The following is a 21161-nucleotide window of genomic DNA, read 5'->3' as shown; positions in this document are numbered from 1 at the left end:
GCACATCATGCACGCGCTTGTATCCAGGATTGGCTGGCCCTTGTTGGGACTGGTCATGGTTTCCACGGCCAACGCTGCCACTACGGTCACCGGTCAGATCAGCTCGACCCTGATTCTCACCAGCAGTTGTCAGGTCAACGGGGTGGGCGGCAGCACCGGCCTGAACTTCGGCGCCTTGAACTTCGGCACCACCAACAGCCTGTTCACCACCGCCACTGGCCAGGTGCTGGGGGGCGGAGGCGGCGCGCTGTCGATCCTCTGCTCCTCGGGCACCACGCCCTCGCTGACCATTCAGGGCGGCGCCAATGACGGCAAGTCCACCGGCGGCACTCGGGCGCTGTTCGACGGGGTGGCCAACTATGTGCCCTACGACTTGTACACCGACTCCGGCCACTCGCAAATTGTGGCGATCAACGGGGTGATCAACCTGGCGCCGAGCACCGGCGTTGCACAGACGGTGAACCTCTATGGCCAGGCGGTGGGCAAGGCAGGGCTACCGGCCGGTACCTACACCGATACGGTGTCGGTGCAGCTGACCTTCTGATGTCATGGCCAGCCAAGGTTTTGCGCTGTTCGCCCTGATCTGCGCCAGTGCCTGGCCGGCGTGGATCGCGGCGGCCACCAGCCAGAGCTTCCAGGTCAGCGCCACCATCACCGCCGGGTGCCTGGTGGTGGGCGGTGTCAGCAACTACGGCAGCCTGGCGTTCGGCAGCCAGTCGGCGCTGTCCACCAGCACCGTGAAAGTGGCGTTGACCGGGGGCGTGCAATTGCAGTGCACGCCGGGGGTGGCCCTGAACATGACCGTGGACGGAGGCCAGTACAACAGCAGCGGGCGACATATGCAGCTCAATAGCGGCAGTGCCCGGGTGGCCTATCAGTTGTTTCGCGATGCGGCATACAGCCAGAGCCTGGGCATAGGCCAGAGCGTGGCCGTGGCTTACAGCGATGCCAATAACATCAGCCTGCCGATCTACGGGCAGGTGCAGTTGCCGGGCAATCAGCCTGGGGGGACGTACAGCGATGTGCTGCAAGTGCAGCTGTCGTGGTGATGGGGCGAGTCGACAACCAGTCGGCAGGCGGACAAGGAGTAGCAGTATGCATTTACCTTTGCGAGGCATGCGGGGGATTGGATATCTGATGGTGCTGGGGCTGTTGTCGGTTGCACCCAGGGTCCAGGCCGCCAGTTCGGTGCTGATCTGGCCAATCGACCCGGTTCTGGAGGCGGATCAGCAAGCCAGCGCACTGTGGTTGGAAAACCGCGGCACGGAAACCGCCAACCTGCAGATCCGGGTGTTCGCCTGGAGCCAGAGCGGTTTTGCCGACCAGTACCAGAACCAGCGCGACGTTATCGGCAGCCCGCCGGTGGCGAAGATCGAACCCGGTCAGAAGCAACTGGTGCGTCTGACCCGAACCCGTGAGGTGCCGCCGGGGCAGGAGCTGGCGTACCGGATCATCATCGACGAGATTCCTTCGGCCAAGCCCATCACCCCGGAAGAGGGGGCCAAGAGCGCGGCGGCGATTCGCTTCCAGATGCGTTACTCGGTGCCGTTGTTCGCCTATGGCGCCGGGCTCTGGAGCAAGGAAGACACTTCCCGCCCTCGCGATCCCAAGGGCGCCGGGGTGCCGGACCTCAGCTGGCGCAAAGTGGCGGTGGACGGCAAGACGTTTTTCGAGCTGCGTAACCAGGGGGCGGTGCATGCGCGCTTGACCGATGTGGCGTTCAAGCAGGGCGGGCAGACTCGGCCGCTGGCGCCGGGCTTGCTCGGTTACGTGCTGCCCGGGGCGGTCATGCGCTGGCCGGTGACGGACCCCCTGACGATGGATTCGACCCTGCAACTGCGGGTCAATGGGGCGCCGCAGGTGCAGAGTCTGGCGCCTGCGCACTGATCCAGAGGCGTCAGGCAGGCGCCTGCCAGGTGGCGGTCGGGAAGAGGTACGGACGGATGTGAGCGCGGTGGCGCATCCGCCTTGGGATGGAGATGTCCATAGATGGACTTGAACCCGCCATGAGCCAGGACGCGGCTCGTCGTTTGCGCTGCTGGAAAGGGCTGATGGCCGGCCTGTGCGGTTTGCTGTTGGCCCCTCTCTCCCAGGCTGGCGAGCTGCCGCCACCGCCCAGCAGCCTGGAGTCGCTGGCCGATGCACAGTTGTTTCTGGAGCTGGTGATCAATCAGATGAACACAGGGAAGGTGGTGGCGGTGGAGCAGCGTGCCGGACGATTGTTCATGCCGGTGCAGGCGCTGCGGGAAACCGGCATCAAGTTGCCGGAGGGGCTGGGCAGCGAAGTCGATCTGGACAGCCTGCCGGGCCTGCACAGCGATTACGACAGTCAGGGCCAGCGCCTGCTGATTGATGTACCGCCGGACTGGCTGCCGGAGCAGTTCATCGGCAGTCGCCAGGCCTATCCGCGGACGCCGGCCCTGAGCAGTTTTGGCGCGCTGCTCAACTACGATCTGTACCTCAATGACACCGACGACGGCGGCACCTACCTGGCGGCCTGGAATGAAGTGCGGCTGTTTGACACCTGGGGCACTTTGTCCAATACCGGGCAGTACCGGCGGACCTTGTCCGGCGTTGCCAGCGGCTCGTTGAACAATGGGTATCGGCGCTATGACACCACTTGGCGTTTTTCCGATGAAGAACGCCTGCTGACCTATGAGGCGGGTGACGTGGTGAGCAGCGCCTTGCCCTGGAGCAGTTCGGTGCGTCTGGGTGGGGTCCAGCTGTCTCGGGATTTTGCCGTGCGTCCGGATCTGGTGACCTATCCCTTGCCGCAGTTTGCCGGTGAAGCGGCGGTGCCCTCGTCCCTGGACCTGTTCATCAATGGCTACAAGTCCAGCAGCAGCGAGTTGCAGCCGGGGCCTTATACCCTGACCAACATTCCCTTTATCAACGGGGCCGGGGAGGCGGTGGTGGTGACCACGGACGCCCTGGGGCGACAAGTGTCGACCACGGTGCCGTTCTACGTCACCAGCAGCCTGCTGCAGAAGGGCCTGACGGACTTCTCGGTGGCCGCGGGGAACCTGCGCCGGGACTACACCCTGCGTGATTTTGGCTATGGCCCGGGTGTCACCTCCGGTAGCCTGCGCCATGGCCTGAGCGACAGCCTGACCCTGGAAGCGCATGCCGAAGCCTCGGACTCCCTGACACTGGGCGGGGTGGGCGGCAATATGCGCCTGGGCAACTTTGGCGTGCTCAACACGGCGCTCAGCCAGAGCCGTTTCGACGGCAGCGGCGGCCAGCAGTTCAGCTTTGGCTACCAGTACAACAACCAGCGCTTCAGCCTGGCGTACCAACGGATGCAACGTCGTGACCAGTATGCCGACCTGACGGTGGTCGACAGCCCTTACATCAGCCTCAGCCAGCGCAGCGAGCAACTGACCCTGAGCCTCAACCTGGACCGCTACGGTAGCCTGGGGGCCGGCTATTTCGATGTGCGTGCCGCCGACTCGAGCCGCACCCGGTTGTTGAACCTGACCTGGAGCAAGCCGTTGTGGCACAACAGCAGCTTCTACCTGTCGGCCAACCGGGAGATCGGCGACAGCCAGTGGGCGATGCAGGCGCAGCTGGTGATTCCCTTCGACTTGCACGGCAGCCTGAGCCTGAGCAACGAACGCAGCAAGACGGGGGAAAACCGCCAGCGGCTCAATTTCAGTCGCTCGGTGCCCCTGGAGGGCGGGGTTGGCTACAACCTGGGTTATGCCACGGGCAGCGGCGCCGACTATCGTCAGGCGGATGTCACCTGGCGCCTGCAGTCGGTGCGCCTGCAGGCCGGGGTCTATGGCTCCCGCGATGCCGAGACCCGCTGGGCCGATGCCAGTGGCTCGCTGGTGTGGATGGACCGTCAGGTGTTCGCCGCCAACCAGATTGACGATGCCTTCGTGGTGGTCAGCACCGATGGCTATCAGGACATTCCGGTGCGCTATGAAAACCAGTTGGTGGGGCAGACCGACAAGAACGGACACTTGCTGGTGCCGTGGAGCAGTGCCTATTACCGGGGCAAGTACGAGATCGATCCGTTGAACCTGCCGGCCAACGTCCAGACCCCGAATGTGGAGCAGCGAGTGGCGGTGCGTCGCGGCAGTGGCTATTTGCTGGAGTTCCCACTGACCCGGATCGTCGCCGCCAGCGTGGTGCTGGTGGACGCCCAGCAACGGGAACTGCCCCTGGGCAGCACCGTGACCCATCAGCAGAGTGGGGCTCGGGCGGTGGTCGGCTGGGATGGGCTGGTGTATCTGGAGAACCTTTCGCAACACAACAGCCTGCACGTCAGCCTGGCCGATGGCCAGAGCTGCCGTGCGCAGTTCGACATGGATCTGCAACAGCAGCAGGTGCCGTTGATCGGCCCGCTGGTCTGCCAGTAGTCGTGGCGTCACGAGGCAAGGGAGTGCTGAGGGTGGACAGCTTCAAGGGATGGCGACAGGCAATAGTGGGGTTGCTGGCGAGTCTGCTGGCGCTGCAGGCTCAGGCGCTGTGCAACGCCGTCAGCACCGCACCGGCGGGGTTCGGCACCGTCAGCTCGATCCTGGTGCGTACCACTTCGCAGCCGGCTTCCACCACCAATGCGGGCCTGAGTTGCACCGGCTCGCTGTTGAGCCTGCTGGCCAGCAACGACCACTTCTACGCCACCATCACTTCCAGCACCAGCGGCATGGTTGGCCCCACGGGCGATGTCATCGGCTACACCCTGTACGCCAACAACAGCACCAGCTATCCGATCACTCGGGGGGTGCAGTTCGACTTCGCCCGCAACTCGATCATCGATGTCCTGGGATTGCTGGGCAGTTCCACCGTGGCCAAGACCGTGCCTATCTACATGGGGACCATCACCGGCAGCAACGTAGCGGCAGGGGTCTACACCGAGAACCTGAGCATCTTCTGGAGCTGGAATTATTGCGCCGGGATCGGCGCCCTGGGGATCTGCCTGGGACGGGACATCGGCAGCGGCACTCAGGCCCTCACGGTGAACATGACGGTGTCCAATGATTGCGTGATCACCGCGCCGAACATCAGTTTCGGCAGCGCGCCGGTGGTCAGCGCATTCGCCACGGTCACCGGGCAGACCATCAACCTGTCCTGCACCAAGGGCAGCGCCTATACCGTGGGCTTGAGCGACGGCCAGCACCCCGTGAGCGCAGGAGGGCGACGGCAGATGATATCCGGCAGCAACTACCTGGCCTACGACATCTTCAAAAGTGCCGGCAACACCCGTTGGGGCAGCGTCGGCAGTGCCCGGCGCTCCAGCACCGATGCCGAAGTGAACCCGGGCAATGGCCTGGGTACCGGCAGCCAGATCTTCAACTACAACGCCAGGATCTACACCGACCAGAACACGCCGCCAGCGGGCACCTACATCGACAACGTGGTGCTGGACGTGGGGTTCTGAAGACCTACAGGGGAATTTCCGCCGGGCCGACCATGGCGTAGTTGTAGCCCCCGCCGGACCAGTACTGTGTCTGCAATGAGCCGTCACGGCGGCTGCCACGAGGCAGCAGGGTGTTCTGCGGTCCTGGCGGGCGGATGTAGAAGCTGACTTTGCGCCCCTCGCGATCCTGGTACAGGACCATTGCCGCAGGCCCTTGCTCGGTACTCAACAGGCGCCCGCTGACCGCTTTGAAGCCAGCGTCGTGCAGGTCCGGCAGTGGGCTGGCCTGGGTGAAGTAGCGATCCAGCCAGGCTTGCATGGCGTCGTTGTCCTGGACCTTGAAGTCCGCGGGCAGGATGCCTTGCTCGGCGAACAGGCGATACGCCTGGAGGGCATCGGTCATCGGCAGCACGGTGTTGCCGGCCAGGGTCAGTTCCCGGGCCTGCCAGCCGCTCAGACCGCCAACCCCGACCGCCACGAGCAGCGCCGCGGCACTGGCCAGGCGCCGCAAGCCCCGCTGCTTGTGGCGCGCACGGATCAGGGTCGGCTCCAGCGCCGGATTGGTCGCTTGCAGCAGGGCTCCACCCAGGGCGGCCCGCAGGTGCTGGGCATCCTGCTGCCAGGCCTGGACCTGGGCCGCCGTTTGCGGATGGTTGGCCAGGTAGCTGTCCAGCACCCGGCGGTCCGCTTCGCTGAGTTGGTGATCGACGTAGGCGTGCAGGTCGCTGTCGCTGGGGGGCAGGCTGATCATTTGAGTATCCGTAGAGAGGGGCTGTTGATTTCGCCGTCGCTGAGTTGGCGCAGCGCCTGGCGGGCCCTGGACAGGCGAGACATCACGGTGCCGACGGGGACCTGGAGGATCTCTGCCACTTCCTTGTAGCTCAAGCCCTCCACCGAGACCCAGAGCAGCAGGGCGCGTTGCTCGGCGTTCAGGCGGTCGAAGGCTGCCAGGGTCGACTGGGCGACTACGGTGCGCTCCACCGAAGGCTGGGCGTCGTCACGTCCGGTAAAGAATTCGAGCATGCGTGCGTAGCGCCGGGAGCGTCGGTGGGCATCGAGAAACTGCCGGTAGAGGATGGCAAACAGCCAGGCTCGCAGATCGCCCTCGGGGCGTTTATGGGCCCGACTCGACAAGGCGCGCTCCAGGCAGGACTGCACCAGATCGTCGGCGCTGCTGGGCTGGCGTGTCAGGGACAGGGCAAAGCGCCTGAGGCGGGGGAGCAGCAGGCGTAGCTGTTCGTCGAAATCGTTCATGAAGTCCTGCAGGTGCTGGGCCAGTCACTAGGCTTGGGACTAGGAAGACGCGCCGTGCTGCAGGTTATTCCAGTCGCGGAAAAATAAATATCGGGGTCTGGAATAACCGGTACCGGGCTACGTCTGACTGATCCTGGTCCTTGTGGCCCCGCGTACTGGAGATGTCCATGGTTGCCCCATCCTCGCCACCCGATCGTCCGCCCTTGAGTGCTGTCAGCCTGACCTTGCGCCTGGGGGCCATTGCCTGGGTAGTGGCCGCCGCTGCTGCGGCGCTGGCCTACGTGCACGGCAATTTCGACCCGCAACGCCTGACTCCCAAGGCCCTGGTGGATGTGCTGGAGACCAATAACGGCGTGCATCTGGGCTTTCGCCGTAACCACGCCAAGGGCGTGTGTGTCATCGGTTACTTCCAGAGCAGTGGCGAGGCCCGGGCCTACTCCACGGCGCAGGTGTTCAGCGAGGCGCAAACGCCGGTGGTGGGGCGTTTTGCCCTGCCCAGCGGCAACCCCTATGCGCCGGACAGCAGCGTGCCGATCCGCAGCCTGGCGTTGCGTTTCCTCCAGGCCAACGGCCAGCAGTGGCGCACGGGAATGAACAGCATGCCGGTGTTTCCGGTGGGCACTCCCGAGGCGTTCTATCAACTGCAGCAGGCCAGTTCCCCCGATCCGTCCACGGGCAAGCCGGACCCGACCAAGGTGCCGGCGTTCTTTGCCGCCCACCCCGAGGCCGGGCCCTTCCTGCAATGGGTCAAGAGCGCCAAGCCTTCAACCAGCTACGCCAGTGAAAGCTACAACGGGATCAACGCGTTCTACCTGGTCAACGCCAGTGGTCAGCGCCAGGCGGTGCGTTGGGGCCTGGTGCCGCTAGTACAGGATGCCCAGGCCGTCGGCAGCGCCGCAGCGGGTGCCGACTACCTGGAGCAGGATCTGCTCCGGCGGCTGGCCGAAGGGCCTTTGCGCTGGCGCTTGCAGATCACCCTGGCGGCACCGGGAGATCCCACCAATGACGCCAGCAAGGCCTGGCCCGCAGAGCGTCCGGTGATCAATGCCGGGACCCTGGTGCTGCAAGGCACCCAGCCGCAGAACAGTGGCCAGTGCCGGGACATCAATTACGACCCGCTGATTCTGCCCAATGGCATCCAGGCCTCCGATGATCCCCTGCTGGCCGCACGTTCTGCCGCCTACGCCAGTTCCTACCTGCGTCGCACCAGTGAAGTCAGTCAATTGCCCTCCGCCCAGGAACCGCGTCCATGAACAGCCAACCTCAACACTTCGCCCCGCTGGCGCGTCTGCTGCACTGGCTGATGGCGCTGATGATCATTGCCATGCTGTTTATCGGTGCCGGCATGGTGACCTCGGTGTCCGCTCGCCATGAGTGGCTGATCCACCTGCACAAGCCGCTGGGCATCGCCATTCTGCTGTTGGCGGCGGTGCGCCTGTTTGTGCGTTTTTCCACTCGGCAACCGCCGCTGCCGGCAGACTTGCCGGGCTGGCAGGTGCTGGCGGCCAAAGCCTCCCATGTGCTGCTCTATGCCCTGATGCTGGGCTTGCCGGTACTGGGCTGGGCCATGATTTCGGCGGCCGGGGACCCGGTGATGCTGAGCGGTTCGTTGCAGTTGCCGGCGATCCTGCCGGCCAATGCCCAGGTGTTCGCTCTCTTGCGCAAGGCCCATGGCTACCTGGCTTATCTGCTGTTCCTGACGGTGTTGCTGCATCTGGCGGCGGCACTGTTCCATGGCTGGGTCCGCCGAGACGGGGTATTGCAGAGCATGCTGCGGGGGCGTGGTTGAGTCCCCCTTGGGCGAGCCTGCTGTGTCGCTCAAGTGACACAGCGAGCCTCGGCCCGGGTTTTTACGGGGTTCAGGCTCCACAGCCAATAGACCAGTGCCAGGCTGTTGATAGCGGCTCCGAGCAGGCAGACCCCGCTCCAGCCGGCCCAGGCGTAGGTGGCGGTGGCGGCAATCGAGCCGCCGGCGCTGCCCAGGGAGTAGAACAGCATGTAACCGGCAGCCAAGCGGCTCTGGGCTTGCGGGCGCACGCTGTAGATCAGGCTCTGGCTGGTGACGTGAACGGCCTGCAGGCCCAGGTCGAAGGTGATCACCCCCAGTAACAGGGCCCACAAGGACGATTGGGTAAAGGCGATGGGCAGCCAGGACAGCAACATCAACGCCAGGGCCAGGCCGCTGGTCCACTGCGCCAGGCCGCGATCCGCCCAGTGCCCGGCTCGTGCTGCGCCCAGGGCGCCCGCGGCCCCGGCCAGGCCAAACAGACCGATTTCGGTGTGAGACAGCGACAGCGGCGGGGCGCTCAGAGGTAGCACCAATGGGGTCCACAAGACGGTGCCCGCGGCGAAGATCAACATGGCCAGCACTGCACGGTCGCGCAGCACTTTTTCTTCCCTGAACAGTTGCAGCAGCGAGCCGAGCAATTGCCCGTAGCGTTGCACTGCGGGTGGCTGTTCAACCCTCGGCAGCACTTTCCACAGGCTCAGGGCCACCAGCAGAGTCAAGCCGGCCGACAACAGATAGACCGAGCGCCAACCTGCCAGATCGGCCATGGTCCCGGCCACGGTGCGGGCCAACAGAATGCCCACCACGATGCCGCTGGTGACCATACCTACCACCCGTCCACGCTGGGCTGTGGGCGTCAGATTCGCGGCATAGGCCACCAGAATCTGGGTCACCACTGCCAGCAGGCCGGTGCTGGCCATGCCCAACAGCAGCCAGGCGCTGCTGGGGGCCAGGGCCACCATTAGCAAGGCAAGCACTGAAAGCAGGGTCTGGGTGACGATCAGTCGCCGGCGGTTGAGCAGGTCGCCCAAGGGCACCAGCAACAGCAGCCCCAGGCCGTAGCCCACCTGGGTCAGGGTGATGACGATGCCCACCGTGGCCGGCGGCAGGTCGAAGGTCCGGGCCATGGCGTCCAGCAGCGGCTGGGCGTAGTAGACGTTGCCCACCGCCAGGCCACAGGCGATGGCGAACAGCAGCACCACCCGTGGTGAAAGAGTCGATGTGGCAGGAGGGGAAGGATCGTGTGACATGTCGGGCTCCGATTATGGTTTCGTTATGAAACCAGTTGTACGGTAAGGACCATGGTTTTATATTGCAACCACTTTCCTGTGACCCGAACGGAGAATGCCCAGCATGGTTAAACGCACCAGCCTGCAAGATGCCGAGTGCCCGGTGGCCCGTTCACTGGACGCTATAGGCGATTGGTGGTCGCTGCTGATTGTGCGGGATGCCTTCGACGGTATCCGTCGCTTTGGCGAGTTCCAGCGCAACCTCGGCATGGCCAAGAACATTCTTGCCACACGTTTGCGGACCTTGGTGGAGCATGAGGTATTTGAAGTGGTGCCGGCCTCTGATGGCAGTGCCTATCAGGAGTACGTGCTGACGCCAAAGGGCAAGGGGCTGTTTCCCCTGATCATCGGCTTGCGCCAATGGGGCGAGGCGTTTTTCTACGAAGAGGGTGAGGCGCATTCGCGCATGCTGGACCGGGAAACCGGGCAGCCGCTGCCTGCGTTGGAACTGCGTACGGCGGACGGGCGTTTGTTGGGCCCGGAGGATTGCCTGCGGGTACCGGCTTCGTGAGCAGGGGGACGACTGCGGGATCGGCTCCCGCAGTCGTTGCCTGGGCTCAGCGCAGGCTGTCCACCAGGTCGGCGAGGGTGCTCAGCACATCCTTGCCCAGTTGCATGGAGCGTTTTCCGGACCAGCCGGTTAGCGGATTGGGGGCGTCGTCGTGGTCCTTGAAGGGCATCTCCAGGGTCAATGCCAGGCAGTCGTACTTTTCCCCGACGGCGTTGCAGGCCAGGGTCATGTTGGCTTCTCCGGGGTTGTCCCGGGCGTAGCCATGGGTGGTCTGGAAGTCCCGGGTCTGGCGCTTCAAGTGGCTGCGGAATTGTTCTTCGAGTCCCGCCAGGCGTGGTGTGTAGCCCGGGTTGCCCTCGCAGCCGGCGGTGAACACGTGGGGAATCTCTTCATCGCCGTGCACATCAAGAAACAGGTCGACGCCGTACTTTTCCATCTGCTGCTGGACGAACAGCACTTCCGGGCTGAGCTCCTGGCTGGCGTTCTGCCAGGCGCGATTCAGGTCCTGGCCCTTGGCGTTGGTGCGCAGGTGGCCGTGGAACGCGCCGTCCGGGTTCATGTTGGGCACCAGGTACAGATCGGCCTTGGCCAGCAGCGAGTTGAGCTCTGGGTCATCGCGGTGCTGCAGGCGTTCGATCACGCCCTCCATGAACCATTCGGCCATGTGCTCGCCGGGATGCTGTTGGGCAATGATCCAGATCTTGCGCTGGCCTTCCTTGCCGTTGCCCTTGCGCAGTAGCTGGATGTCTCGGCCTTCGACGCTTTTGCCCACCGCCAGCAGTTCGGTGTCGGCCTTGCTCAGGGCCTGATCGATCAGCCAGTCGTGGCGCCCGCGGCTGTAGGGCTCGAAGTAGGCGAACCAGGCGTGAGTCTGGGTGGCTTCCAGATTGAAGCGCAGGGCGTCGCCTTCGAAGATCGTCGGCACGCGGAACCAGTTCACATGGTCATAGGAGGCGACGGCCTGGTAACCGGTCCAGGCTTTGTTGTAGGAGGACTGGCTGGCGTTGGTCAGGCGGAACCAATGTTCCTGGCCGACATGCAGGCCGCTGACCTTGAAGTGAAACCATTGGAAATGCGGACTCTGGGTATCCGGGCGGATGGCCAGCAGTGCCTGCAGCGGATTGCTGATGTCCAGCACGTTGATATTGCCGCTGTCGAAGTCGGCAGTAATTTGAAACGAAGTGTGATTGCCCACGGTCATGGTCGGTCCCTGTATAGGATTGTTATGACCGCTACTCTACACACTGAGGGGGGTAATAGAAGGGGGGGCGTCGTCCTTGACGCAGACGAAGCTTAGTGGCTATGCGATTGATTCTCAAGCGCTACTTTGTCTTTCCTGGCCTTTTACCACGGGTGTTCCCTTGCAAAAGGACATTCTTTTGCTATCATCGCCGCCATTATTTTTAGCAGCACCCACGTCTTCATTAGCCTGAAGCCAAGCCAGAAAACTGGCAAAAAAAAAGACCCGGCAAAAAGCCGGGTCAAAAACCGTGATTAGCCTGATGAGGAGATAATCCAAAGGTCCGACCTAAGGTCCTTTGGGCTATCGACTGATCTCGCGACCAGTTGCTTTCAATAATAATCATTATCATTTGCAAGTCAAATGTTTTTCCCCGCCCTTTGGAAAATATTTTTCCATTTCTCCTGTTTCCGCTGTTTATTCCTTGCCAGCGTCTCAGCTGGACTCAAAGCGCTGACTTTCCAGGGACTTGTCCACCAGGGCTTTGGCCAGGTCGATCATGTGCACCACGGAAAAAGCCAGGTCGCGATTGGCCCCCCGCAGATTGTCGGCCGCGTCATAGGCGGTGGCTGCTGCACAGCGCAGCAGATCGGATGCATGGATCATGGCTTCCTCGCTGCTGAGGTTGCGCCTGACCTCGAAGAACTTCTCTTCCTTGTCCGATGCGGTCAGCGCGGGCTTCAAGTAATAGTCCATCGCCCGTCGTGCTGCGTGGCTGCCCTTGAGTGAATTCAATGTGGTCTCTGTATCGAGCTCCGGCACGTCCTTGCTGCTTGCGTTCATAAAGTGTTCCGTCCTGTTTGAGAAAAGGAAAGAGGGGTATGAACTAGGTTAATACGTATTGTAATTGTGACGAGATTTCAAATACTACAAGTTGTGTGTTGAGGCGGGAAATACACAACGTATTGTTCAGTCCATGGACAAATGGATCGAGTTGGTCAAAGCCAACATGAAAGGCCGCAAGGTCACACAGGAAAAACTCGCCGAGCGTCTGGGCATGTCTCAGGGTGGTATCGGTCATTGGTTGAGCAAACGCCGTCAGCCAAAGATCGAAGACATGAACCGGGTGCTTGAAGAGATCGGCATGGGCTTTCTGGAAGTCGCCCTGGTGGTTCGCGAAAAGCCCATGCTGGGTGACGATGGCGAACCCCTGGTGAACGAGCCTTCACTGTTGCACAAGTACAATCCGTATTTCCGTTACCCGGTGAGCGATTGGCGGGTTGCAGGGGAAGTGCGTGAAGATGGCCAGTCAGCCTATGTGCCGGAGCGCTATGAGCTTTCCGATTATCAGGCTCAAGGCGCGGCGTTCTGGCTGGTGGTAGTGGGTGACGCAATGATCGCGCCCAGCGGCTTGAGCATCAGTCAGGACATGCTGATTCTGGTGGATCCGGCTATTACCGCCGAACCTGGAAAGTTGGTGGTCGTACAGTGTCCCGGTAATGCCGAGGCGATCTTTCGCAAGTGGGTGAAAGAGGGTAGTCAGCATTATCTGGTTCCCCTCAATCCCACCTATCCGAAGATGCTCTACAGCGATGAGTGCCGGGTTATTGGTGTAGTCGTACAAGCTACTGCGAAGTTTTAACTTCCTTGAAAAGCCCCTTCCTACAGTTAGGAAGGGGCTTTCTTATTGGTGGACTTATTCCAACTCCACCAATGCACTGCCTTCGCTGACCATTTCGCCTTCCTGGCAATACAGCGCCTTGATGACGCCTGCCTGGGGCGCGCGGATGCTGTGTTCCATCTTCATCGCCTCCAGCACCACCAGTTGCGCACCGGCTTCGACGCTTTGCCCGGCGCTGACCAGCACCCGCACAATGCTGCCGTTCATGGGTGCAGTAAGCCCGCCTTGCTGGCTGTGACTGGCATCGGCTGCGGCAATCGGGTCGTACGCCGTGACGCTGTGCATCTCGCCCTGCCAGTGCAGGTAGAGGGTGTCGCCACGGCGGATGGCGCGATGTTCACGGCGCAGCCCCTGTTGCTCTACCCACAGGCGTTCACCTTGCAACTGGAAGGCCGGCGAGCGAGCGCCCAGGCTGATGGCCTGATCCTGTCCGGCACAGCTCAGGTGCAGGCTGGTCTGGGCCGGCAACGCGCTGCGCCAGCCATTGACTGCCGACCAGGGGGACTGCAGGTCGTCGCTGCGCACCCGCTCTGGCTGGCTTTGTGTGAATGCCTGTGCAGCTGCCTGCCAGAAGTCCGCGCCGAGTTCGCTGGGCGCTGGCAGTAATTGCTCCTGATAGCGTGGGATAAATCCGGTATCCAGTTGCGCCTCGGCGAACGCCGGATGGGCAACGATGCGCCGCAGGAACGCCAGGTTGGTTTTCAGGCCACCGATGGCGAACTCGTCGAGCATGCTCAACAGGCGCAGACGAGCCTGCTCGCGGTTCTCGCCCCAGGCGATCAGCTTGCCCAGCATAGGATCGTAGAAGGGCGACACGCTATCACCTTCCTCGACCCCGCTGTCCACCCGACGGCCCGGGCCGGCGGCGGATTCCCGATACAACTCCAGGCGCCCGGTCGCGGGAAGGAAGTCGTTACCCGGATCTTCGGCATACAAGCGCACTTCAATGGCGTGCCCCAGCAGCGGGACCTGTTCCTGGCTGATGGGCAGGGCTTCACCCTGGGCCACGCGTATTTGCCAGGCCACCAGATCGAGGCCGGTGATGGCTTCGGTAACCGGGTGTTCCACCTGCAGCCTTGTATTCATCTCCATGAAGAAGAATTCGCCGCGAGCATCGAGGAGAAATTCTACGGTGCCGGCGCCGACGTAGCCGATGGCCTGGGCCGCGCGCACAGCGGCTTCGCCCATGGCCTTGCGCAACTCGGGGCTGAGGCCGGGAGCGGGGGCTTCCTCGACCACCTTCTGGTGACGCCGCTGGATCGAGCAGTCGCGCTCGTTGAGGTACAGGCAGTTGCCGTGCTGGTCGGCGAACACCTGGATCTCCACGTGACGGGGCTTGAGCAGGTATTTTTCCACCAGCATCCGGGAATCGCCAAAGGACGATTGGGCTTCACGCTGGGCCGAAGCCAGGGCTTCGGCCAACTGGCTGACCTCTTCGACCACTTTCATGCCCTTACCGCCGCCACCAGCGGTGGCTTTGAGCAGCACCGGGTAGCCGATGCGCTCGGCGGCACTGCGGAAGGTTTCCAGGTCCTGGGCTTCGCCGTGATAACCCGGCACCAGAGGAACGCCGGCGGTTTCCATCAGTGCCTTGGCCGCCGACTTGCTGCCCATGGCGTCAATGGCTGAGGCGGGCGGACCGAGAAAGATCAGGCCCGCCGCTTCGATGGCTCGGGCAAAACCGGCGTTTTCCGAGAGAAAGCCGTAACCGGGGTGGATGGCCTGGGCGCCGCTGGCCTTGGCCGCAGCGATCAGCTTGTCGATCTGCAAGTAGCTGTCGGCGGCCTTGCTACCCCCCAGGTCGACGCGGATATCTGCCTCGCGGCTGTGCCGGGCATTGCGGTCAGTGGCGCTGTGCACGGCCACGGTGGTCAGGCCCAAGGCCTTGGCGGTGCGCATCACGCGGCAAGCGATCTCGCCACGGTTGGCCACCAGCAAAGTGTCTAGAACAGGGGCGTTCATCAGCGGGACTCCTTGGTCGCGGTCTCGGACTGCCAACTGGGCGGGCGTTTTTCCAGGAAGGCCCGCAGGCCTTCCTGGCCTTCGGCGCTGACCCGAATCCGCGCGATAGCATTTTCGCAGTAGCGGCGCAGGGCCGTGGTGAGGGCGCCGTTGCCCACTTCTCGCAGCAGGTCCTTGCTGGCACGCATGGCCTGGGGGCTGTTGAGCAGCAGATTGTCGATCCATTGGGTCACTTGCTGTTCCAGCTCGGCAGCCGGGTAACTCTCCGCCAGCAAGCCGATTTCCCGTGCCCGTTGGCCACCAAAGCGTTCCGCGGTGAGGGCATAACGTCGGGCGGCGCGCTCGCCAATGGCCTGGACCACAAAGGGACTGATGACCGCCGGCGCCAGGCCGATGCGTACTTCCGACAAGCAGAACTGGGCGTCGTCGGTACCGATTGCCATGTCGCAGCAACTGATCAGGCCCAGGGCGCCACCGAATGCTGCACCTTGCACCACGGCCAGGGTCGGGATCTTCAGCTTGGCCAGGTTGTACATCAACTCCGCCAGTTCCCGGGCATCGTCGAGGTTGGTGTGGTAGTCGAGTTCGGCGGACTGCTGCATCCAGGCCAGGTCGGCGCCGGCGCTGAAATGCTTGCCGCGTCCGCGCAGCAGCAGGAAGCGCAGGCTCGGGTCGCCCTGCACCTGATCCAGGGCCAGGATCAGCTCGCGGATCATCTCGGCGTTGAAGGCGTTGTTCTTGGTTTCACGGCTGAGCCACAGGGTGGCGAAGCCACGAGGGTCATGCAGCAGTTCCAGGGTGTTGAAGTCGCTCATGTTCTTCTCGCGCAGGATTACATGCGGAACACGCCGAAGCGGCTCTGTTCGATGGGGGCATTGAGGGCCGCGGACAGGGCCAGGGCCAGGACGTCACGGGTCTGTGCCGGGTCGATGACGCCGTCGTCCCACAGCCGCGCACTGGAGTAGTAAGGGTGCCCCTGGTGCTCGTACTGATCGAGGATCGGCTGTTTGATCTCGGCTTCCTGGGCGGCGTCGAAAGGGTGTCCGCCGCGTTCCGCCTGCTCGCGCTTGACCTGTACCAGCACCCCGGCCGCCTGTTCGGCACCCATCACGCCAATTCGCGCGTTGGGCCACATCCACAGAAAGCGTGGATCGTAGGCGCGGCCGCACATGCCGTAGTTACCGGCGCCGAAGCTGCCGCCGATGATCACGGTAAATTTCGGCACCTTGGCGCAGGCCACCGCAGTGACCAGCTTGGCGCCGTGCTTTGCGATGCCGCCTGCCTCGTATTTCTGGCCCACCATGAAGCCGGTGATGTTCTGCAGGAACAGCAGGGGAATCCCGCGCTGGCAGGCCAGTTCGATGAAGTGCGCGCCTTTTTGCGCGGCTTCGGCGAAGAGGATGCCGTTGTTGGCGAGGATGGCCACTGGGTAGCCATGCAGGTGGGCGAAGCCGCAGACCAGGGTGGTGCCGAACAGGGCCTTGAACTCATCGAACAACGAGCCGTCCACCAACCGGGCAATGACTTCGCGTACATCGAAGGGTTGCTTGGGATCGGCCGGCACCACGCCGTAAAGCTCTTCACGGGCATACAGCGGGGCGATCGGGGGGCGTTGCTGCAACTGGCCCTGTTTGTGCCAGTTGAGGTTGGCCACGCTGCGTCGGGCCAGGGCCAACGCATGTTCGTCGCTGTCGGCGTAGTGGTCGGCAACGCCGGAAGTCTTGCAGTGCACGTCGGCACCGCCCAGCTCTTCGGCACTCACCACCTCGCCGGTAGCGGCTTTCACCAAGGGTGGGCCGGCGAGGAAGATGGTGGCCTGTTCACGGACCATGATGGCTTCGTCGGCCATGGCCGGCACGTAGGCGCCGCCGGCGGTGCAGGAACCCATGACCACGGCGATCTGCGGGATACCCTGAGCGCTCATGTTGGCCTGGTTGAAGAAGATCCGGCCGAAGTGCTCGCGGTCCGGGAATACTTCGTCCTGGCGGGGCAGGTTGGCGCCGCCGGAATCCACCAGGTAGATGCAGGGCAGGCGGTTCTGTTGGGCGATGGTCTGGGCCCGCAGGTGTTTTTTTACCGTCAGCGGGTAGTAGGAGCCGCCTTTCACCGTGGCGTCGTTGGCCACAATCATGCATTCGATGCCTTCTACACGGCCGATGCCGGCAATCACGCCGGCGGCGGGCACGTCTTCGCCATAGACCTCGTAGGCGGCCAGGGGGCTGACTTCGAGAAATGGCGAGCCAGGGTCGAGCAGGCGGTTGATGCGTTCTCGAGGCAGCAGTTTGCCCCGGGACGTGTGGCGTTCCTGGGCCTTGGCGCCGCCGCCTTGCTGGATCTGGGCGAGCAGGGTGTGCAAGGCGTCGACCTGAGCCAGCATGCTGGCAGCGTTCTGCGCGAATTCGGGTGATTTCGGGTTGAGCTGAGACTTCAGAATCATCGGTGCTCCCAGCGCAGCTCGAAGCCATAAGCTTCAAGCTGCAAGAGTAAGTCGGTGTTACGGCAGTTGTGGCTTGCCGCTTGTAGCTCGCAACTTGCGGCTGTTCTTACTTGGTTTCGTTGAACAGTTCGCGACCGATCAGCATGCGGCGGATCTCGCTGGTGCCGGCGCCGATTTCGTAGAGTTTGGCGTCACGCAGCAGGCGGCCTGCGGGGAATTCGTTGATGTAGCCGTTGCCTCCCAGAATCTGGATCGCATCCAGGGCCATCTGGGTCGCGCGCTCGGCGCTGTAGAGAATCACCCCGGCGGCGTCCTTGCGGGTGGTTTCGCCACGCTCACAGGCCTGGGCCACGGCATACAGGTAGGCGCGACTGGCGTTGAGCTGGGTGTACATGTCGGCGATCTTGCCCTGGATCAGCTGGAACTCGCCGATGCTTTGGCCGAACTGCTTGCGGTCGTGGATGTAGGGCACGACCAGGTCCATGCAGGCCTGCATGATCCCGGTCGGGCCGCCGGAGAGCACCACGCGCTCGTAGTCCAGGCCGCTCATCAGCACTCTGACTCCGCCGTTGAGCACGCCAAGGATGTTTTCTTCCGGGACTTCGACGTCATCAAAGAACAGCTCACAGGTGTTGGAGCCGCGCATGCCCAGCTTGTCGAACTTGTTGCTGCGGCTGAAGCCTTTCCAGTCACGCTCGACGATGAATGCGGTAATGCCGTGGGGGCCCTTTTCCAGGTCGGTCTTGGCGTAGATCACATAGGTGTTGGCGTCGGGGCCGTTGGTGATCCAGGTCTTGCTGCCGTTGAGTACGAAGTGGTCACCGCGCTTGTCGGCGCGCAGCTTCATCGACACCACATCGGAACCGGCATTGGGTTCGCTCATGGCCAGGGCGCCAATGTGTTCACCGCTGATCAGCTTGGGCAGGTATTTGCTCTTCTGTTCATGGTTGCCGTTGCGGTTGATCTGGTTCACGCAGAGGTTGGAATGGGCACCATAGGACAGGGCCACCGAGGCCGATCCGCGGCTGATCTCTTCCATGGCCACCACGTGGGCCAGGTAACCCAGCCCGGCGCCGCCGTATTCTTCCGCTACGGTAATGCCCAGGAGGCCCATGTCGCCGAACTTGCGCCACATGTCGGCGGGGAACAGGTTGTCGACATCGATCTGTGCCGCCCGAGGTGCCAGCTCCGCCCTGACGAAGGCCTGGACCTGTTGGCGCAGCATGTCGATGGTTTCACCGAGGGCGAAGTTCAGGGTCGGGTAACTCATGGCGGGGCACCTTCAAACTTGTTTTTATTGAGGGAATAGGCGGTAGAGAACGGGCTGTCGGGCTCTCACCTTTACGTTAACGTAAACCTGCGACCGAAGGCTGTCAATCGCCCTTTACGTAAACGTCAACTTGCGCCAGAGTAGCAGGGCTTTCGATTGGAGCCAGGCTCTTTCGCACCATCGGCCAGGCTCCTGAACACCCACTAATAAAGACAATAGGGGTCGTCATGGAACACTCGGGTTTCCAGCCGGATCGCAGTTACACCCGTGGTATGCAAGACAAGCCATTGCTGGCGCTGACCATCGGCCAGGCCTTCGACAACACCGTCGCTGCCTATCCCCAGGGTGAAGCCCTGGTGGTGCGTCATCAGCAGTTGCGCTACAGCTGGCAGCAACTGCGTGAGGCCGTCGACCTGCATGCCAGGGCGCTGCTGGCCCTGGGTCTCAAGACGGGTGATCGTCTGGGGATCTGGGCCCCCAACTGCGCCCAGTGGTGCATCGCCCAATTCGCCAGTGCCAAGATCGGCGCGATTCTGGTGAACATCAATCCGGCCTATCGCAGTTCCGAGCTGGAATATGTGCTCAAGCAATCCGGCTGTCAGTGGCTGATCTGTGCCGGGGCGTTCAAGACTTCCGACTATCACGGCATGCTGCAGGGGCTGATCCCCGAATTGGCGGAGCAATCCATCGGTCAACTGCATTGCGAGCGCCTGCCCGAGTTGCGTGGGGTGATTAGTCTGGATGCTCAGCCCCCATCCGGTTTTCTGCCCTGGTCGCAACTGACGGCCCTTGCCGCTGGAGCTACCGCCGAGCAATTGCAGGTGCGCCAGGACAGCCTGGATTTCGATCAGCCGGTGAATATCCAGTACACCTCCGGCACCACCGGTTTCCCCAAGGGCGCGACCCTGAGTCACTACAACATCCTCAATAACGGTTACATGGTGGGGGAGAGCCTGGGCCTCACCGCGGCAGATCGGCTGGTGATCCCGGTGCCGCTGTATCACTGCTTCGGCATGGTCATGGGCAACCTGGGCTGCATCACCCACGGCACCACCATGATCTACCCCAACGATGCCTTCGACCCGTTGCTGACGCTGAGCGCCGTGGCCGAGGAGCGGGCTAGCGGCTTGTATGGGGTACCCACCATGTTCATCGCCATGCTCGACCAGCCAAGGCGCGGCGAGTTTGATCTGTCGAGCCTGCGCACCGGGATCATGGCCGGTGCCACGTGTCCGATCGAGGTGATGCGCCGGGTCATCAGCGAGATGCACATGAGCGAGGTGCAGATCGCCTACGGGATGACGGAGACCAGTCCGGTATCGTTGCAGACCGGTCCTGCCGACGATCTGGAGTTGCGCGTCACCACAGTGGGTCGGACCCAGCCGCATCTGGAGAGCAAGATCATCGACGAGGCCGGCAATCTGGTGCCCCGGGGCACCATCGGTGAACTCTGCACCCGGGGTTACAGCGTCATGCTCGGTTACTGGAACAACCCCCAGGGCACCAGCGAATCCATCGATCAGGCCGGCTGGATGCACACCGGTGACCTGGCCACCATGAACGAGCAGGGGTACGTGTGCATCGCCGGGCGCAACAAGGACATGATCATCCGCGGTGGCGAGAATATTTACCCGCGGGAGCTGGAAGAGTTCTTCTTCACTCATCCAGCGGTGGCCGATGTGCAGGTGATCGGCATTCCCTGTGCCAGGTACGGCGAGGAGATTGTCGCCTGGATCAAGTTCCACCCTGGGCAATGCGCCAATGAACTGGAACTGCAAGCCTGGTGCAAGGAGCGCATCGCCCACTTCAAGACGCCGCGCTACTTCAAGTTCGTCGAGGAGTTTCCGATGACGGTGACCGGCAAGATCCAGAAATTCCGCATGCGCGAAATCAGCATTGAGGAGCTGCGCGAGCAGGTGGGCAGAGTGTGAGCATTGCTGGAGCGTGCATCGGGACGGGTGCACGCTTTATGGGCGAGAAGGGCAGGCCAAAGCCGAATCGCAGAAAGCACAAAGGGGAGCCGAAGCTCCCCTTTAATTTGTCGTTGCGTGCTCTTTTTTTATTATTGAGGGGCGGTCTATTGTTGTTTTTGGCAACCGTGGCCCTTTACTGCTGTTTTTGGCGATCCCCATCCGGGATCAAGAGCAAACGTATTTTTTTGAGCGCTGATCTAACGTGTCGCCAGAGCGATCCAACCAGTTCGGGAGCTACCTCAGGGTAGTTTTATTGTTCTCTGACCGGTTGCGGGTGGCTCTTGCAAGCCCTCCTGCACATTACATCCTCTCCAAAAAAATCTGTTAGCTGCGTCTCTGCCGTGTTGTTTTTGTTATGTCAGAGTCGTTACGTCTTATTCTTATTAGGTTTGCTACTTTTTATTCTTGTTATGCCATAGAGATAGCAGAAGCCGTGCCAACTTTTTAAAA

General features: G+C 62.5%; 20 protein-coding genes. 10 read left to right on the top strand and 10 right to left on the bottom strand.

All coding sequences use genetic code 11. The features are described from left to right. Positions 1–7: 7 nt before the first annotated feature. From P7C00_RS21475 to P7C00_RS21455, 5 genes are all read left to right on the top strand, one after another. Positions 8–544 carry a spore coat protein U domain-containing protein gene (locus P7C00_RS21475; protein ID WP_346635126.1) on the top strand — a complete coding sequence of 179 codons (537 nt, stop codon included), beginning with the start codon at positions 8–10 and terminating at the stop codon, positions 542–544. A 4-nt stretch (positions 545–548) separates the two neighbouring features. Next, on the top strand, positions 549–1049 hold the full coding sequence (locus P7C00_RS21470; protein ID WP_346635125.1) for a spore coat U domain-containing protein: 501 nt from the start codon (positions 549–551) through the stop codon (positions 1047–1049). A gap of 67 nt (positions 1050–1116) precedes the next feature. Beyond that, positions 1117–1887, top strand: coding sequence for a molecular chaperone (locus P7C00_RS21465; RefSeq protein WP_404940062.1), 771 nt, complete (start codon positions 1117–1119; stop codon positions 1885–1887). Between the two features lie 119 nt (positions 1888–2006). Then, positions 2007–4364 carry a fimbria/pilus outer membrane usher protein gene (locus P7C00_RS21460; protein ID WP_404937321.1) on the top strand — a complete coding sequence of 786 codons (2358 nt, stop codon included), beginning with the start codon at positions 2007–2009 and terminating at the stop codon, positions 4362–4364. A 32-nt stretch (positions 4365–4396) separates the two neighbouring features. Beyond that, positions 4397–5386, top strand: coding sequence for a spore coat protein U domain-containing protein (locus P7C00_RS21455; RefSeq protein ID WP_404937320.1), 990 nt, complete (start codon positions 4397–4399; stop codon positions 5384–5386). 4 nt (positions 5387–5390) lie between these two features. On the opposite strand, the gene P7C00_RS21450 is transcribed toward P7C00_RS21455, so the two are convergent. Together P7C00_RS21450 and P7C00_RS21445 are read right to left on the bottom strand one after the other, a co-directional pair. Continuing rightward, positions 5391–6116 carry an anti-sigma factor gene (locus P7C00_RS21450; protein ID WP_346635121.1) on the bottom strand — a complete coding sequence of 242 codons (726 nt, stop codon included), beginning with the start codon at positions 6114–6116 and terminating at the stop codon, positions 5391–5393. Next, complete coding sequence (locus P7C00_RS21445; RefSeq protein WP_404937319.1) at positions 6113–6619, bottom strand: RNA polymerase sigma factor; 507 nt, start codon at positions 6617–6619, stop codon at positions 6113–6115. Before P7C00_RS21445 ends, P7C00_RS21450 begins: the two co-directional genes overlap by 4 nt. A gap of 167 nt (positions 6620–6786) precedes the next feature. On the opposite strand from P7C00_RS21445, the gene P7C00_RS21440 reads away from it, so the two are divergent. Together P7C00_RS21440 and P7C00_RS21435 are read left to right on the top strand one after the other, a co-directional pair. Continuing rightward, positions 6787–7872 (top strand): catalase family peroxidase, encoded by a 1086-nt coding sequence (locus P7C00_RS21440; protein ID WP_404937318.1) that lies wholly within the window; start codon positions 6787–6789, stop codon positions 7870–7872. After that, entirely contained in the window at positions 7869–8408 is a 540-nt protein-coding gene (locus tag P7C00_RS21435; RefSeq protein ID WP_102881811.1) for a cytochrome b, read from the top strand. Before P7C00_RS21440 ends, P7C00_RS21435 begins: the two co-directional genes overlap by 4 nt. Before the next feature lie 29 nt (positions 8409–8437). Here P7C00_RS21435 and P7C00_RS21430 read toward each other — a convergent pair whose 3' ends face one another. Continuing rightward, positions 8438–9658: an MFS transporter gene (locus P7C00_RS21430; protein ID WP_404937317.1), complete on the bottom strand. Its 1221-nt coding sequence runs from the start codon at positions 9656–9658 to the stop codon at positions 8438–8440. 103 nt (positions 9659–9761) lie between these two features. Here P7C00_RS21430 and P7C00_RS21425 point away from each other — a divergent pair, with 103 nt between their 5' ends. After that, a complete protein-coding gene (locus P7C00_RS21425; RefSeq protein ID WP_346635117.1) occupies positions 9762–10208 on the top strand; it encodes a helix-turn-helix domain-containing protein in 447 nt (148 codons plus the stop codon). A gap of 46 nt (positions 10209–10254) precedes the next feature. Here the strand turns inward: P7C00_RS21425 and P7C00_RS21420 are convergent, their stop codons facing one another. The 3 genes from P7C00_RS21420 to P7C00_RS21410 form a co-directional block, all read right to left on the bottom strand. Continuing rightward, positions 10255–11409: a M14-type cytosolic carboxypeptidase gene (locus P7C00_RS21420; protein WP_346635116.1), complete on the bottom strand. Its 1155-nt coding sequence runs from the start codon at positions 11407–11409 to the stop codon at positions 10255–10257. A 114-nt stretch (positions 11410–11523) separates the two neighbouring features. After that, positions 11524–11727: a hypothetical protein gene (locus P7C00_RS21415; protein ID WP_346635115.1), complete on the bottom strand. Its 204-nt coding sequence runs from the start codon at positions 11725–11727 to the stop codon at positions 11524–11526. A gap of 156 nt (positions 11728–11883) precedes the next feature. Continuing rightward, on the bottom strand, positions 11884–12231 hold the full coding sequence (locus P7C00_RS21410) for a DUF6124 family protein (RefSeq protein WP_346635114.1): 348 nt from the start codon (positions 12229–12231) through the stop codon (positions 11884–11886). Between the two features lie 133 nt (positions 12232–12364). On the opposite strand from P7C00_RS21410, the gene P7C00_RS21405 reads away from it, so the two are divergent. Then, positions 12365–13030: a S24 family peptidase gene (locus P7C00_RS21405; RefSeq protein ID WP_346635113.1), complete on the top strand. Its 666-nt coding sequence runs from the start codon at positions 12365–12367 to the stop codon at positions 13028–13030. A gap of 54 nt (positions 13031–13084) precedes the next feature. On the opposite strand, the gene P7C00_RS21400 is transcribed toward P7C00_RS21405, so the two are convergent. From P7C00_RS21400 to P7C00_RS21385, 4 genes are all read right to left on the bottom strand, one after another. Further along, a complete protein-coding gene (locus tag P7C00_RS21400) occupies positions 13085–15031 on the bottom strand; it encodes an acetyl/propionyl/methylcrotonyl-CoA carboxylase subunit alpha (RefSeq protein ID WP_346635112.1) in 1947 nt (648 codons plus the stop codon). After that, positions 15031–15846 (bottom strand): gamma-carboxygeranoyl-CoA hydratase, encoded by an 816-nt coding sequence (locus P7C00_RS21395; RefSeq protein ID WP_404937316.1) that lies wholly within the window; start codon positions 15844–15846, stop codon positions 15031–15033. Before P7C00_RS21395 ends, P7C00_RS21400 begins: the two co-directional genes overlap by 1 nt. A 17-nt stretch (positions 15847–15863) precedes the next feature. Beyond that, complete coding sequence (locus P7C00_RS21390) at positions 15864–17468, bottom strand: carboxyl transferase domain-containing protein (protein ID WP_404937315.1); 1605 nt, start codon at positions 17466–17468, stop codon at positions 15864–15866. A 106-nt stretch (positions 17469–17574) separates the two neighbouring features. Then, on the bottom strand, positions 17575–18738 hold the full coding sequence (locus P7C00_RS21385) for an isovaleryl-CoA dehydrogenase (RefSeq protein WP_346635109.1): 1164 nt from the start codon (positions 18736–18738) through the stop codon (positions 17575–17577). Between the two features lie 227 nt (positions 18739–18965). On the opposite strand from P7C00_RS21385, the gene P7C00_RS21380 reads away from it, so the two are divergent. Then, entirely contained in the window at positions 18966–20669 is a 1704-nt protein-coding gene (locus tag P7C00_RS21380) for an AMP-binding protein (protein WP_346635108.1), read from the top strand. Positions 20670–21161 lie beyond the last annotated feature (492 nt).

Origin of the sequence: Pseudomonas sp. JDS08PS003, assembly GCF_045013505.1 — a bacterium.
Classification (GTDB): Bacteria; Pseudomonadota; Gammaproteobacteria; order Pseudomonadales; family Pseudomonadaceae; genus Aquipseudomonas; species Aquipseudomonas protegens_B.
Note: the sequence above shows the minus strand (reverse complement) of the source record. Positions and strands in the feature narration are given on the sequence as shown.

What these genes read in the sequence shown, in the direction of transcription:
- P7C00_RS21475 (WP_346635126.1), top strand. Translation starts at nt 8, where the DNA reads ATGCACGCGCTTGTATCCAGGATTGGCTGGCCCTTGTTGGGACTGGTC.
- P7C00_RS21470 (WP_346635125.1), top strand. Translation starts at nt 549, where the DNA reads ATGGCCAGCCAAGGTTTTGCGCTGTTCGCCCTGATCTGCGCCAGTGCC.
- P7C00_RS21465 (WP_404940062.1), top strand. Translation starts at nt 1,117, where the DNA reads ATGCGGGGGATTGGATATCTGATGGTGCTGGGGCTGTTGTCGGTTGCA.
- P7C00_RS21460 (WP_404937321.1), top strand. Translation starts at nt 2,007, where the DNA reads ATGAGCCAGGACGCGGCTCGTCGTTTGCGCTGCTGGAAAGGGCTGATG.
- P7C00_RS21450 (WP_346635121.1), bottom strand. Translation starts at nt 6,116, where the DNA reads ATGATCAGCCTGCCCCCCAGCGACAGCGACCTGCACGCCTACGTCGAT.
- P7C00_RS21445 (WP_404937319.1), bottom strand. Translation starts at nt 6,619, where the DNA reads ATGAACGATTTCGACGAACAGCTACGCCTGCTGCTCCCCCGCCTCAGG.
- P7C00_RS21440 (WP_404937318.1), top strand. Translation starts at nt 6,787, where the DNA reads ATGGTTGCCCCATCCTCGCCACCCGATCGTCCGCCCTTGAGTGCTGTC.
- P7C00_RS21435 (WP_102881811.1), top strand. Translation starts at nt 7,869, where the DNA reads ATGAACAGCCAACCTCAACACTTCGCCCCGCTGGCGCGTCTGCTGCAC.
- P7C00_RS21430 (WP_404937317.1), bottom strand. Translation starts at nt 9,658, where the DNA reads ATGTCACACGATCCTTCCCCTCCTGCCACATCGACTCTTTCACCACGG.
- P7C00_RS21425 (WP_346635117.1), top strand. Translation starts at nt 9,762, where the DNA reads ATGGTTAAACGCACCAGCCTGCAAGATGCCGAGTGCCCGGTGGCCCGT.
- P7C00_RS21420 (WP_346635116.1), bottom strand. Translation starts at nt 11,409, where the DNA reads ATGACCGTGGGCAATCACACTTCGTTTCAAATTACTGCCGACTTCGAC.
- P7C00_RS21410 (WP_346635114.1), bottom strand. Translation starts at nt 12,231, where the DNA reads ATGAACGCAAGCAGCAAGGACGTGCCGGAGCTCGATACAGAGACCACA.
- P7C00_RS21405 (WP_346635113.1), top strand. Translation starts at nt 12,365, where the DNA reads ATGGACAAATGGATCGAGTTGGTCAAAGCCAACATGAAAGGCCGCAAG.
- P7C00_RS21400 (WP_346635112.1), bottom strand. Translation starts at nt 15,031, where the DNA reads ATGAACGCCCCTGTTCTAGACACTTTGCTGGTGGCCAACCGTGGCGAG.
- P7C00_RS21395 (WP_404937316.1), bottom strand. Translation starts at nt 15,846, where the DNA reads ATGAGCGACTTCAACACCCTGGAACTGCTGCATGACCCTCGTGGCTTC.
- P7C00_RS21390 (WP_404937315.1), bottom strand. Translation starts at nt 17,468, where the DNA reads ATGATTCTGAAGTCTCAGCTCAACCCGAAATCACCCGAATTCGCGCAG.
- P7C00_RS21385 (WP_346635109.1), bottom strand. Translation starts at nt 18,738, where the DNA reads ATGAGTTACCCGACCCTGAACTTCGCCCTCGGTGAAACCATCGACATG.
- P7C00_RS21380 (WP_346635108.1), top strand. Translation starts at nt 18,966, where the DNA reads ATGGAACACTCGGGTTTCCAGCCGGATCGCAGTTACACCCGTGGTATG.